Annotated in this window: 14 protein-coding genes; 2 read left to right on the plus strand and 12 right to left on the minus strand. The window is 52.5% G+C overall.

What is annotated here, in order from left to right:
• Positions 1-78: 78 nt before the first annotated feature.
• Positions 79-495 (plus strand): NUDIX hydrolase, encoded by a 417-nt coding sequence (locus ABEA66_RS08025; protein WP_345587156.1) that lies wholly within the window; start codon positions 79-81, stop codon positions 493-495.
• Here the strand turns inward: ABEA66_RS08025 and ABEA66_RS08030 are convergent.
• From ABEA66_RS08030 to ABEA66_RS08050, 5 genes are all read right to left on the minus strand, one after another.
• On the minus strand, positions 492-1,559 hold the full coding sequence (locus ABEA66_RS08030) for an FUSC family protein (protein WP_345587157.1): 1,068 nt from the start codon (positions 1,557-1,559) through the stop codon (positions 492-494). The genes ABEA66_RS08025 and ABEA66_RS08030 overlap by 4 nt on opposite strands.
• Entirely contained in the window at positions 1,552-2,019 is a 468-nt protein-coding gene (locus ABEA66_RS08035; protein ID WP_079912209.1) for an SRPBCC family protein, read from the minus strand. Before ABEA66_RS08035 ends, ABEA66_RS08030 begins: the two co-directional genes overlap by 8 nt.
• A gap of 577 nt (positions 2,020-2,596) precedes the next feature.
• On the minus strand, positions 2,597-4,168 hold the full coding sequence (locus ABEA66_RS08040) for a SagB family peptide dehydrogenase (RefSeq protein ID WP_345587387.1): 1,572 nt from the start codon (positions 4,166-4,168) through the stop codon (positions 2,597-2,599).
• Between the two features lie 19 nt (positions 4,169-4,187).
• The gene (locus tag ABEA66_RS08045; protein WP_345587158.1) at positions 4,188-6,131 is read right to left on the minus strand and encodes a TOMM precursor leader peptide-binding protein; all 1,944 of its coding nucleotides are present in this window, start codon (positions 6,129-6,131) and stop codon (positions 4,188-4,190) included.
• Positions 6,128-8,053 (minus strand): putative thiazole-containing bacteriocin maturation protein, encoded by a 1,926-nt coding sequence (locus ABEA66_RS08050; protein WP_345587159.1) that lies wholly within the window; start codon positions 8,051-8,053, stop codon positions 6,128-6,130. Before ABEA66_RS08050 ends, ABEA66_RS08045 begins: the two co-directional genes overlap by 4 nt.
• A gap of 388 nt (positions 8,054-8,441) precedes the next feature.
• Between ABEA66_RS08050 and ABEA66_RS08055 the strand changes: the two genes are divergently transcribed.
• Positions 8,442-8,627 carry a hypothetical protein gene (locus tag ABEA66_RS08055; RefSeq protein WP_345587160.1) on the plus strand — a complete coding sequence of 62 codons (186 nt, stop codon included), beginning with the start codon at positions 8,442-8,444 and terminating at the stop codon, positions 8,625-8,627.
• A 262-nt stretch (positions 8,628-8,889) separates the two neighbouring features.
• On the opposite strand, the gene ABEA66_RS08060 is transcribed toward ABEA66_RS08055, so the two are convergent.
• The 7 genes from ABEA66_RS08060 to ABEA66_RS08090 form a co-directional block, all read right to left on the minus strand.
• The gene (locus tag ABEA66_RS08060; RefSeq protein ID WP_345587161.1) at positions 8,890-9,207 is read right to left on the minus strand and encodes a hypothetical protein; all 318 of its coding nucleotides are present in this window, start codon (positions 9,205-9,207) and stop codon (positions 8,890-8,892) included.
• 58 nt (positions 9,208-9,265) lie between these two features.
• Entirely contained in the window at positions 9,266-10,273 is a 1,008-nt protein-coding gene (locus ABEA66_RS08065) for a phosphotransferase (RefSeq protein WP_345587162.1), read from the minus strand.
• 19 nt (positions 10,274-10,292) lie between these two features.
• Positions 10,293-11,150, minus strand: a complete 858-nt coding sequence (locus ABEA66_RS08070) for an aldo/keto reductase (RefSeq protein WP_345587163.1) — start codon at positions 11,148-11,150, stop codon at positions 10,293-10,295.
• Between the two features lie 102 nt (positions 11,151-11,252).
• On the minus strand, positions 11,253-11,417 hold the full coding sequence (locus ABEA66_RS08075; protein ID WP_345587164.1) for a hypothetical protein: 165 nt from the start codon (positions 11,415-11,417) through the stop codon (positions 11,253-11,255).
• A gap of 217 nt (positions 11,418-11,634) precedes the next feature.
• On the minus strand, positions 11,635-12,453 hold the full coding sequence (locus tag ABEA66_RS08080; protein ID WP_345587165.1) for a PPK2 family polyphosphate kinase: 819 nt from the start codon (positions 12,451-12,453) through the stop codon (positions 11,635-11,637).
• Positions 12,454-12,568: 115 nt separating this feature from the next.
• Entirely contained in the window at positions 12,569-12,775 is a 207-nt protein-coding gene (locus tag ABEA66_RS08085; RefSeq protein WP_345587166.1) for a DUF2197 domain-containing protein, read from the minus strand.
• A gap of 137 nt (positions 12,776-12,912) precedes the next feature.
• Positions 12,913-13,884 carry a Gfo/Idh/MocA family protein gene (locus ABEA66_RS08090; protein ID WP_345587167.1) on the minus strand — a complete coding sequence of 324 codons (972 nt, stop codon included), beginning with the start codon at positions 13,882-13,884 and terminating at the stop codon, positions 12,913-12,915.
• Between the last annotated feature and the right edge of the window lie 38 nt (positions 13,885-13,922).

Here is a 13,922-nt window from a genome sequence, read left to right on the forward strand (position 1 = left end):
TGTTCTATTTACATTTACAATAATTCAGCGCATAGTGAACCTATACTTGTCTATGCAATCATTTCAGGAGGACAGCTCATGCAAGGTTATAACGTTCTAATGATCTACAATCATAGCATGGACCGGCTGCTCATGTGCAAACGGTTGAAAAACCCGTACAAGGGACTCAGCAATCTGACAGGCGGAAAAATCGAGGCCGGGGAAAGCAGCATCGAAGCTGCTTACCGGGAGCTACTGGAAGAAACGGGCATTTCCAAAGAGGATGTCACTTTGCATCATGTGATGGATTTTACCTATTACCTGCAGCAATGCTACGTCGAAGTCTATGCCGGAAGACTGAAGCATGATGTCGCCGTGTCAGGGGATGAAAACGAATTATACTGGTCGGACCTGGATCAGGATTTTTTCGATATGTCGCGGTATGCCGGCGAAGGAAATATTGGACATATGATCGAACAAGTGAACATGTACAAGGAGATTTTTTTGACGGATTAATTCCGCTCTTGAAAGACCGGCCGGGTAAAGATGAGATTAACCAGCACGACGAGAGCTGCTCCGATCAGCGTTGCCGTTATTCGGTCCAGAAGCGCTAGACCGTCGAGCGGTTTTCCCGCGTCCATCAGCAAAAAAATAAGCGGGGTCATGGTTGCGGAGTACAGCAAATAATTCCGCGCCTTCAACCACGGTCTCAACCCGGCAAGCAACCCCACCGCCACGACGACCGCCCATTCAGGCAGCGTATAGGCAAAGAGCGCACTGACGGCAGCTACGCCGATGACGGTGCCGGTTACCCTTTGAATCGTTTTGACCGGTACCGGGTCCGCTTTCCGCTCCGTCAAGATCGCCGCAGTCAGTACGATCCAATAAAAATGATGCCCGGGCCATACCCACCGGATTCCCTCGGCTAGACCAAGACAGCACCCTAATCGAAGAGTATACTGCCAGCCGGCCAGCTGGGTAAGCGACTTTTTCCACCTGGCAAGGGCTTGGGAGGCTGTCGGCTTCCGCTTGAGATCTTCGGCATTGGGAGCCTTAGGCCTCATCCGGTTCAGCAGCGACTCTACGGCAAGACTGGTACCGGCACGCCATGCGGCCCCGGCCAGAATAAGCAGAAGGAACACTCCAGGATGGGGCGCACCGCTGAATACGTTCGTGGCGATGGCCAGAAACAGAATAAACCGGGTCGCCGCGACGACCAAGCTGCGGCTGTAGCCTCCCATAACGGCAGCCAGACAGGCCATGAGGATGAACAGCACATCGGACAGCCAGCCATGACCGGTCAGGAGCAAAGCCAGGAAAGAAGCGGCCATCGTCGGCAATACCGCGCCTGCCAGCCGTCTGCCCTGCGCCAAAAGGCCCGGGCGTAAGCCTATTTCACCTATGGTAATGCCGCCTAGTGCAGCTATCATTCCAAGAGGCAGATGGCCCCATGCGGCGAAGAGGCACACAGGAACGCCCATCCCTATACAGGAGGAAATGAGCTCTGCAGGCTCCACATTCGCCTCTCTCGACCATTGCAGGGCTTGCTGCCAATGCTTGTTTCTATCCGGCTTATCCACGCTTCACGTGAGCATAAGGAGCTTTATCCGACACAAGATTCAAGACGATGCCGTGCTCCAATAGCGCCTTAAGCCCGCAAAGCACAATCGTAAACCCTTCCGTCGATCCTATTGCCTGCTTCACGACATCATCCGCTTCGCCTTGAAAGCCGGTATTGGTAATCGTAACGAAGGTTTCCTTCTCTCCCCTGGAAGTAAAGATCCACTCCACCCTGGACCCGAAATGGATGAGGATGCGCTGATTCTTCTCGATCTCCAGCACTTCAACCTCTGCGGATGCTCCATACATGTCCCATTCCCACTTGACCCGTGCCCCTGGCTCCAGTCTTCCGCTGCTGTGGGTAAACCAGAATTTCGTAGTCACTGCAGGATCAATGAAAGCCTCAAATACTTCTTCAACTGGTCTCCGTATCAGCATTTCCGCCTTTGCAACCGGCGCCTGATTATTCCATGCCGCCATCTTGGATTCTCCCTTCAGCTTCAAGATTCATCTAACGAATATCATACCATACGGAGGTAAAAAAAAGAGAACTGCCTGTCCGGCAGCCACTCCGTTGAAAAACCTGTGAGGTTTAAAACCATTGCATCGTAAACCGGCGGGGAATCCCACCCTCCTATTTCGCATATTTCCCGCTATAACAGGTACTCAATAATCGTGGAAGATCCTCATTTTATAAAGCCTCTCGCTCTTAAATCCTCCTTGTTCAGCAATACGCCGTCCTTGGAGTTCATAGCGCGCAGAATGCCTTGTTCCGTGGATAAAAATTCGGGCTGCAGCTTCTTTACGCCGTTCAACGGGGTGAAATCGAGCTTGGCTTATGTAAATATACCATATATTAACATAACGTTCCGTGAACTTTAAGGTTAGTAAGCTTTTGGAAATACAAAAAAATCCGTTCTGCACGAACGGATAGATTGTCGAGAAACCTATACAGGTTGAGAAAGGCACTATATCCCGCGCTGGGCTCCCACCTGGCATAATTCGATGGGATCCAAGCTCCCTGGGCCTCTAAGCAAATTTCGAAGACGGTGAATCGTTAACTGTGTAGCCCCCCCTCCAGCCGGGGCCGCTGGCGGTAATGACCGATCGGAATTTGGATCAGGCTGGTCTTCCCTTGCCCGGTCAATGAATACAGATCATCGCTATTCTCCGGACTGAAGCCGAGCAAGGGCCTCCCTCCCATGCCTATGGCGGACGCCGCCAGCAACAAGCCGTGCACAAGCATCCCCGCTTCCATCTGCTGCATGCGATACCCGCGATAACCAAACGCTGATCGATAATAGTTCCGGTTACCCACCACATGAATACATATCGGCACTTGAAATAAATTGACGTTATGCAGAGACATTCCCTCCTGCAGCCGCAGCCGGTGGTCTCCCGGAGCGATACAGCGCAGTGCATGCTCCGTTCTATCGTAGCGGTAGGCTCCGTCCGGAATCCCCTCCACGTTATACAAACAACAATACAGCGATACAAGGGGATCGGACCGGCACGGACTTTGCGAATCATTGGGATAGGCTAACCTATCGGCCGCCTCTCGTAGAAGCACAGCCAGGTCTGACGATGTGACTCTCTTCAGAACAAAATCCGATTCCGGCGAATACCGCTGCCGGCAAAGCGATGCCAGATCATAGGACAACCGTTCCACTTCAGGCAGGTATACGGCCCGCAGCCCGCTATCTGCGTGCTTCCCCGCTCCCGCACAGCCTAAGGAGTCCGTTGATTCCAGCATGGACGCGGCATTCATCGCAGTCAGCATAGGAAACTCCTTGACGTTCTGTGAACGTACGTAGTGATCCGTCCGAATCCAAGGCAGCTCCCTGCATAACTCCATTGCGGTGCTCCCATCCTGTCCCCTCATTTCGTCATGCATCCAGGTCCTCACAGGCTCTGCCGATAAAGGGATGACCGCGTAGACGCTCTCCTCTCTGTCGGATAGCCCGAGCAGATGATTAACCCCCCGGTCCAGAAATTGATAATACAAGGCCGATTCGTACCCGAACTGCCGGGCCGCTTCGCGGAGCTGTCCGATCAGGACTCCCGTATCCAAGCCTTGCAGCCGATAAGCAAAGTTGTGATATTTGTAAAAGTTTTTCCAAAACATAACGGAAACCATAACGGCTCCGCAGCACCCCTCCATCTCGCATTGGCCGCCGAGCGCCCGGGTCAGGTAAGCATCGAAATTCCCCTCCCGAAGCAGAACCAGCCGGTGGTGCGCCGCATCGTAATGGTATATTCCCTCCGGAACATCCGACGTCTTCCAATATACATAAAGTTCATTCGGATACAATCCGCCGCCAGAAGGAACGAAGCGCCGGTACATCGGGACCTGGGTGCCTCCATACATCGTGACGCCCGCAGGAAACTGACTGACTCGGGTCAGACCGTATGCATACCACAGCAAATGGCCTAAGGATAACAAATCAGGAAAAGCCCTTGTTGGTCGATCAGTCAGCGATAGGGGCATTTCCGCCGATAAAGGAACAACCGGCAAGCCGCGATACAGCTTGTAGGTCAGCGGCGCATCCTCCCAATCGACTTCCCAATCCGGCGGCCGGGACTCATCATTTGCCGTATGGAGGCTGTGCAGGAATCGGTCCAGACTCATCATTTTTCCTCCTCACGGTTTAGGGGAACGGGTGCGGATGAGGATTAAGCTCCTCAGGAAGTAATGGCCGCTTTGTATAGCCTAGCTGCTGCGGGACCTTCAATACCCGGTCCAGCCCTGTCAGTCGGACGAGATGATGGCCGAACGTCATCGGAAGCATGCCTGGAATGAGCACCTTGACACAGTGCAGGTCGTTGCGCTTTAACTCCGGGGTCGTTTGATCGACTACGATGACATCGAGCTGCAACCGCCGGAATGCTTGAAGGACGTCTCTCAAATCATCCGTCAAATCCGGGTGCTCCGGCGGACGTTTGAACTCTTCCTCAAACGTCCTTAGAGGCCGATCCCCTGCTAGCAAAAAGTGAAGCCGTTCCTCGGCTTCCCGCAACCCGTACAGCATAGAATGATCCTCCATACCGCGCACCAGCGACGGATCGTGAAGCATTCGGGCATACTGTTCCCGATTCTCCTCGAATTTTCCGTTCAGCGTGAGCATCATCCCCGATAATTCATGAACCGAGCTTTTCGCAGCGCGAACGGGATCGGGGTGAGCCCCTGCGGCGCAAATCAGGTTAAGTCCGTTCGGCTTCGTATTTTTGGCCAGCGCCCAAACGCTAGGAATGCCGTTCTCCATCGTCGCGTTATACAGCAATACGTCAAAGCCCGCTACCGTCTTCAGGCGGTGAAGCATGAGCTCCAGCTCCGAATCACCCGCGGAAAAAGGGTCGAGCCGGGGCAGCGGCAGCCTGGCATACCAGGTTAACAGGAACGAATCCCGTTCCACGACCTCCATAATACCGTAAAAAATGGCTTCCTCCAGACTGCCGCCCAGCGCGCAGCCGTTCGAGGTCTCGTAGACAAAGCCTCGTCCGCAGGGCGAGGTATAATAAGCAAGCTGCAGCGGGACCAAAATTGGGCTTTGCCTGCCAAACGAATAGCCCCATACCCAATCCATCGGGTCATCGGGGTGAAAGGGCTTGAACGGAAAATGAGGCCGTTCATACTGCTCTGTGGCGTACAGTCCCGCTGCCGCAGGATGCAGGGCGCGATCGACCAAATTGCGGTAGCTGTCCCGGATCACCAGCCTTTTGCCGCGAGGCTCCATGCCGCAGTATCTCTCCAGCCCCTCCATAATGGCGGTCAGCTCGCTGTGCGCATATGAATGCGTTCGCCCCGCCGTCACCTCGTCATGATCGAACATGGGAAGATTGACACTGACATCGGCAAACGGAGATACAAAATCCATCATTTTTCCGTTCAGGAAGCCGGTCTTGATATCCAGATAGTCTTGAACCAGAGCTCCCGCCAGATCTTTCAATGACTTGCTCCGGAAGCTTGCTCTGTCCACCTTGGGACTCGGCTGAAGGGTTATTTGGGCTCCCGCCGGAGTATCTTCGGGCAGCTGGCTGCAGACCGGGCATAACGGGTCTGGCAAAAAGAAGTGACTTGAAGCTCTCAATGATTTCATATCCAGGAGCAGCATCCGTTCTTCCAGCCGGGAACGTCCGCCCTCAAGCACTGCACGGCATTCCTTCAAGATCAGATGTGCCATCTGGAGCAATCCTGTCCGGGATGCCCATGCATCATGCGGAACTCCGCCATGCTCCGTCAAGCGCTGCTCCAGCATCCACATTTCCTTGCGGTCTCGTCCCGCCATCAGATGCCGCGTGTCGGCGCACTGCGAGCATCCGGTCAGGCCGGGTCGAACCAGCGGGCCTATCACCCCTTCGCCGAAGGCAACGAACCCGCGAAGCCAAGGGATGCCCGAGGAGCGGAGCACCTCTTCCGCTTCTCGATGAAGTAACGGATGCCATGCATCGCTCAGCACCAGGGCAAGCGCCATTCCTCCCGGCACTCCCTCCTTGAAATCACTTCGACGCGCCAGTCGGCACAAAGAGGACAGCTCGCCGCATACAAGCTCCGCCAGCTGGCCTTCTCCGATAACAGCTACCCCGGTATTCATCGGGATCCCCCCTCTCGCAGCAGCACACCGAATACGCCTTGCAGCTCTTCCTTCAAAAACGGCTCCACAGCCAAATCGACTACAAAGAGCTGCTTGCCCTGGCTGCTAATCGTCTCCAAAGCTTCCTGCATGGACCTGGAATGGGACCATCCTTCTATAGAAGGGAACGTGATTTCGCCCGGGACTTCCCTAACGATACGCACGGACGAAGCTGTCTGCACCTGATCCGCAGGAGGGACAGAGCCGTTTTGCAGCCCTAACAGCGCACCCTGCAGCGCCTTCCGCAGAGCCGCAGTCTTATTCAAGCCGCTGCCACCGTACCAACCATCGCCAAACCCAACCCACACGGCAGGAAAGCCTGCTATTTCCTCTCCGAAGGCGATCACAGGGTCCCTTCTCCAGGCAGACAGCTGCTGCAAATAATACCGGCACCGTTCGTCCTCTACCCTGCCGGCCGGCACTCGTGCCGCGGACGGCACCCATTCCCTGAGCTGCATGGACTGTTGTTGGGACAAATGAGCCTGCAAGCCGCGTACAATTCCTTCCGCCCGGGTTGCCCCCGCGCCGATTCCAATCACTTCGTTGGTATGTACAAGCTTCTCCGCCCATCTTGATACATACGCCTCAATCCCTAGTAATCCCGCTTCCCTGCGGGCTTCCTCATGCGTCAGCCCCACTCCGATCTGCTCAGGCAGCAGAGCCGCGGGCCCTTCCGACAGCGGATCAACCGCTTGAACGCGGCACTGGGACAGGGGAAGCTGCCTCAAGTCTCCCTCTTCCCATAAATGGAGAATTCCTGACTGAGGTGAAGTCAACCGGCTCATATATGATAGCAGACGGTTGGGGTCCCCCTGGACCAAGATCTCTTCCCTACCGTCAAGCTGCAGATCCGGCGCCTGAATCGCACGATTCGTCTCGAAGCCGTTAACCATGGGATGAGGGATGAAGGAATGCCAGCTTCCCTCCAATGTTTCCAGATCCAACAGAAAGAATGAATTTCTTGTTTCAGATTGTCCGGTCATCGATTTGAACAGCTCAAATACGATGACATTCGCGAGCATCGCCCCTGCCGTGGTGGAGAAGGAATGAAGCTCAGGGTCCTTCCATACAGAGGCTGGATGCACCCGGCGCCATGCCGACTCCCAGCACCCCTCGGAACCCGGATGCACAACAGGTCCTGCCATGCCTGTTTGATGCAGGCACATAGCCGGCAGCAAAAGCTTCTTCTCTGTTTTGCATACATCGTGAAGAAGCCGGAATTCATCGATATCCCCTTTTTGGGACACATACACGATGGATTGGTATGGCTCTACCATCTCTCTCCAGCCGTCGGCTCCTTCCTTTCGCCGCTCAATTTCCCTAACTTCGACCTCCGGATCCGTACGGCGGGCTTGATTGGCCAGCTCCACAATCCGCTCCCGGTTCGTCGGTACTGATTCGGTTATGAGCATATGGATTTTAGGAAGACCCGATTCCAACAGCGCAGCGACCAGCGAAACGAACATGGGCCCGGACCCGACCGCCAATACGTCAGCCTGACGATAGCATTGGAACCGGTACGCGCCTGAATCGCCGAAGCTTTCCAAAAAAGCGATTTGCCCCGCGAACTTTTTCATAATCCCATCTGTTAATTGATGCGGAATGTCTTGACTTACATCCCGAACGAACCCTTTTCGGTACAATACTTCGGCAATTTCATACACCCTTTCCAGATGAGGGCTCGACAAGCCGTTCGTCAAATCCGCCATCGTATGCTCCCCGTTAAACATGGGGACCAGCTTTTCGATCCATCGGTCGATCATCGCGCCTTCCATGCGGAAGGTACCGACATTGTTGCGGAAATACACACCCTCATCCGGAACCGGGAGAAAAAACGTATCCTCCTTTACCTTAAGTCGCGCAGCAGGGGTTATACTGGTCATTTCACTCCTCCTAACGATTGCGAATTGCCAGTTTATGGTACAATGTATTGTATATTATATGTAGGCAGTTTCGTCCGACATGCCTTGCCATGAAGAAAATGCCCCTGACAACATCATGTTGTGAGGGGCATAGTTCCTCGGCAGGACTGCCGAACGTAGACAACTCAGAAACTAATGGCTTAACGGCAGCGATGGCCGCAGAATCCACCGCAGCGGAATCCTCCGCAACGGAAACCACCGCAACGGAATCCTCCACAGCGAAAACCACCGCAGAAGCCTCCACAGACGCCCGCACAAAAGCCGCTGCAAAACACACCACAAAAGCCGCCGCAGAATCCCGCACAAAAACCGACACATAGCCTGGACGGGTCGTTAGGATCTGCACCCATTGGGAATGGAGCTGCCTGGTACTGGCTTTCATCGACCCAAGGGGTCATGTCGCTCGCTTGAAATTGGGATACATTCAGTTGTTGAAGATCATTTTGGAATTCATTCATCGGGTAAAACCTCCAAATATTTTTTTCTGGTTGCGGTTGAAGGCGGGAAGGAAGGTTCGATCGCTTCTGAAACATAATTCCAATGTATGGAGCATCTCCGCTTTTGTTACTGAGTCAACCGCCCATTTTATGGGCATTTGTACCAGAGCAAGCTCTCAACGCTGTAGAGTATTGATTTTAGTGGGAATTCCAAGATATCTTGCGTTGCAAATGAAAAAAGATGACTCCCGGTCACTTCGGAAATCATCTATTGGAACAGCATATATGAAAAATGACTCAAACCGCATACGCCTGAACTAGCTCGTGAATCGCCCGCTCCAAATCCATTTTAGAACGATACTACCCTTCCAGGTTATCAAGCTGCAATTTATGAATAAGAAAATCGGCATCGGGAATTTCCCATCTATTTTTTTCAAGGCTGGGATCCCAGCCGCTTCCCAACGCATACCGTATTAAGCTGGCACAAACACTAGGCTTATGAAACGTTACAGACCAGGCCGCCGTCCAGGAAAACGACATCTGGCAATACGACGTTTTGGTGCTTGCAGGATAGATTTTGAATATGACGGCTTCAAGCTGCGGGGTTTGATCGATGATGCAATGAAATAAACCTCCATCTACCTTGATATTCTTTATTTCTTTCGTAAAAAGCTTCATAGAACAACTCCATTCCGAATCGGCTTGCCATCCTGTAAGTTGCTGCTATTGCACTGGCTTAAGAACGCGCCGCCAAATACTTGGAACCAAGCTGCAGCAATGCCTCCTCAGTCCGTACAAGAGCTTCCGAAAGCTTCAAGAATGAATGCAGCCTTTTGCGTGCCGCATCGAATGCTCCCACTCCTGCTGCATAACGGCCAAGATGATGGATATACGACCCTATATACCTCAGTCTGATAAGGCTGGGAAGCATGCCGATCTCCTCAGTGGTTAACGAAGCCTGTTCGCTGTACCCGGAAATTATGCTTTCCGCCACGCTAAGAAAGGAACTCTCCTCTTGAACGAATGACATTAAGCCTACAGCAAGTTCCATCGCTCTGACGTCCGGTGAACAAAATTCAAAGTCCAATATGCCGGAAATGCGTCCATCGTGAATCAACATATTGCTCAGTGCAAGATCGCCATGCACCAACTGATGAGGCATTCGTGAAAAGCTCTCTTTCTTCTTTTCCATCGAAACAACCTCTTGCAGCATAAATTCCGCCGCCAGAGCATCCTCTGGGTCCGCTGGCCGAGACAGGCTTTCATGTAGCATCTCTTCGGAAATGAGAGGATGAACCTCATATAAATGATAGGAGCCTCCGCGGTATGGCGGCTTGCCGGAAACTTCAATGGAGCCCAGTGCAACCGACAGCTCCCCTGCAGCCCGCCCGAACCGATAAGCATCCTCCGGACGGGGCCGTTCACCCGGAATGCAATGAAATAATACGCCGAGCTTGCCGTTATCCAGCCTCGTAATCCATTGTCCTTCTTGATTATGTACAGGGGCAGGGACTTCAAAGGACAGGTCTTGCCGCTTCAATGAAGCCAGCACGTTCAGCTCGAATTGAATGGGCTGCTCGTCATGGCGGTTATCGTAGATGCGGAAAACGTACTTTTGTTCTCCTGAAAGCACATAACACGTAGTGTTATTCACTCCATAAGGGACGGGCTTCGTCCTTATATCCTGGTCCTTATGAAAATACGCCTTTCGTACTGCCGATTGGATAGCCTGTTGCTGATCCACTTTGTTTCCCTCCGCTCTGTTAGTCCCCCGCTGTTACGGGAAAGGCGCTTTCTATCAACTCCAGCTCGGTTACGTCCAGTTCCCATCCTATAGCATTTCTATTATCTCTTATATGTTCGATGCCAGCGGCCTTCGGGATGGTCACCATGCCTTCCTGACGGAGGATCCAGTTTAGCGCAACCTGATGAGCCGACTTCCCGTGCCTGGCTCCGATCTGCTCAAGAATGGCTCTTTCTTTCGTACCGGGTGCTGGAAAGCCTTTCTTGCCAAACACCTCGGGAGCATAACCGAAAGGAGAGTAGCCCATAACGGTTATTCCATTGCTTCGGCAATAAGGCAGTATATCCTTCTCAACCGATCTATCGTTCAGATGATAGCCTACCTGATTGCAGACCAGGGGATGCTTGCCCAAAGCGCGCTGTGCTTCCATCATCAGCTCAGGGCTAAAATTGCTGACCCCAACGTACCGGACCCAGCCTCTATCGACCAATTCGGCCATCGCGCTCATTGTCTCTGCCACCTCGAACTGCGGGCTTGGCCAATGCTGCAAATAAAGGTCGATATAGCCGGTTCGCAGACGCTCCAGACTGGCCTCCGCCGCCTGCAAAACTCCTTCGTACGAGCAATGCTTGGCGGACACCTTCGTAACCAGGAAGACCTCCTTGCGCACGTCCGCAACAGCCTCGCCTACGATGCGCTCCGAGCCTCCTTTGGCATATTCCTCTGCCGTATCGATCAAGGTCATCCCATTTTCCAAACCAAACCTTAAGGCTTCGATTTCTCTCCCAGCGTTACTCGGGTCCTCCCCGAGCTTCCAGGTTCCTTGACCGATTACAGGAAATTGTACGCCCGTCACGCCTAATCTTCGGTATAACATCAAGCCTCATCCCTTTCCATGGATTAACAGCGTTGGTGTGCTCACTTTATCGTTTCGCTTATGATGCAAGGCTAAGCCGTCCGCCCCCATTACACTTGAATCTTATGCTGAAACCAATTCACGAACAACTCTGTTATCGCTTTCATCGCTCACTGTAATGTAGATATCTCGATAGATTTCACGTAGCTGCCCTGCATAGGTACGAATAAAGGCTATATTGCCGCCGGCAGGATCATGAGTAGGACAGATCAATGCAATGTTGTTCATATACCATTTCTCCTTTGCTTTGTTTATTCCAAACTCATCTTCCATTCAGGGTTGGTATTATTTTACAAGCCGGTCTTATAAGGCAGCAAGAGGTTTTTTGATTATAGGCAAACTTACCTGAGGAAAAGCCGATCTGAGGAACTAGATGCGGGATATCGATTGGAACAAAAAAAGAGCCGCCAGCACATTAGCATGTTGACCGCTCTTCTTGGGATCATCACTTGCTGTCCGGAAGCAGCAGGATTCGTTCCTTCACTTGCGCATCCGGCTCGGGATATTCCAGCGGCAGCTTTCGCAGCTCATCGACTATGATGCTTAGAACAACATAATCACGGTACCAGCGATGATTCGAAGGGATGATATGCCATGGAGCGTGCTTGAAGCTGCAATTATTGAAAACATCCTCGTATACCTTTTCATAGGAATCCCAGAAATTGCGCTCCAGCAAATCATTAGGATCGAATTTCCACATTTTGGACGGGTCATGTAGCCTTTGCTCGATTTTGGAGATTTGAAAGTCTTTGGATATATGGAGAAAAAGCTTAATGACTACGGTGTTATGGTCGCTCAGCAGCTTTTCAAAATGCTTAATGTGCTTAAAGCGCTGTTCTGCCTCTTCATCATCGATCTGTTCGTGGACGCGGGTTATGAGCACATCCTCGTAGTAAGAACGATTGAAGGCGGTGATGTAGCCCCGGGCAGGCACTTCCTTGTGGGTTCTCCATAAAAAATCATGAGCTGCTTCATCCGTCGTCGGTTTTTTAAACGAAACCGCCTTGAAGCCCTGCGGATTCACACCAGACAGCACCTTTTTAATAACACCGTCCTTGCCGCTGCAATCCATCCCTTGAAATACAATAAGCACCGAATATTTCTTTTGGGCGAATAGCATGTCCTGCAGCTGCTGCAGCTCCTCCTTCAGCTTCTCCACAGCTTCAGCGGCTTCTTCCTTACTCGCAGCTAATCCCGTATCCTCCGGATCGTATTGACTTAGCTTCTTTTTCTTTCCGCGGGGCCAGATGTAGTTTTTCAGCATAAGATCAGCCTCCTGAAGTATCCATAGTTTTACAAGAATGTAACCTGTCTCAAATCTAGGCTGCAGCCAATCTCTCTGATGTTTTTACCCTTTCAGCCGTGCGGGTGAAAAGGAGTTACGGGATGAATTTGTCATAGCCTTTCGGATCAAGCAGCTTGGGATCCAAGCCGGTTTGCTTCATAGCCTCTCCTTGGATCGACGAATTGCAGGATCGGCATACATAATATTTGGTTTGCTTGGTTTTGATCTTCCTATACTGCGGGTCGCTAGGATCAAGAAGAAATTTGCCGTTGCAGGTAAAGCATTGAACCTCCAGGGCCATCGAAAGACCTCCTCCGCCTTATGCGTTACCTCTCTAGTATCCCATATTTTTCCACGCTTGACTGTGACCATTATTTGAACTTGCCGGTGAAAAAAGACTAACGGAGCGTCCTGCGGCGAACACTCCGTTTATTCTCATCAGCCTAGACGTACAGGTACTCCCCGCTCGGCAGATTGAAGAGCAGCTACAGCAATCGCCTGTGTTTTGACCGCATCCTCGTACGTGGATAGTATGCCGCTGGTATCGCCTGTCCGTACGGCATGAAGGAACGCTTCATGCGCGCGAACGTAAGGGTTGCTCTGATTCTTATATTCGCACACTATCGTTTTGCCGATATCCTTCAAACCTCCCTGTGTCAGCTCCATAATGCCTTGATCCGTATACAGATGCAGACCTGTCGGTCCTCCTGCAGGAAGCATGCACGTGTTCGAGATAGTCGCTACCGCGCCGCTCGCCAGCTTGATCGTCACCGTTCCGACATCCGGGGTCGTTACTCCCTCTTCCACGGTATGCATAAAACGGCTGCCGTAGGCTGCGTACACTTCCACCGCCTCGCCCATCAGATAGCGCATCAAATCGACGATATGCGTCGTCTGCTCGATGAACTGCCCGCCGGAGCCGTCCTGCTTGCGCCACCAAGCCACCCGTGGCATTCCGCCCATCCAGTAGCCGAGACCCATCCCGATCGTACGCTCGGCTAACACCGCCGCCGCACGCTGCGTGGAATCCATATACCGGAAATGATACCCGACGGAGGTAATCAGCTTTTTCTCCTGAACCTTTTGCAAAATCGCGTGAGGAAGCTCCAGATCCAGCCCCACCGGCTTCTCTACGAAAAAGGGGATGCCCCGCTCAATCAACGCGGTTTCGATTTCTCCATGAGCCATCGGGGGAACGCAAATGTAGACGGCGTCCAGGGACGTCTCGTCCAGCATCCGGTGAATGCTGTCGTAGCCTTCGGCTCCCTGCCACTCAGCGGCTAGCCGATCCGCCTTCTCCAGGTTCGTCGCGCAGAAGGCCCGTATTTGCACTCCATCCATTTTGGCCAATAAATTGCAGTGAAACTTCGTAAAGCCTCCGGTGCCGACAAATCCGATTTGCAGTGTCATCGACTCACTCTCCCCTTAATGATTCCATCATGCTTCTT

Origin of the sequence: Paenibacillus vulneris, from assembly GCF_039543185.1 — a bacterium.
Taxonomy (GTDB): Bacteria; Bacillota; Bacilli; order Paenibacillales; family NBRC-103111; genus Paenibacillus_S; species Paenibacillus_S vulneris.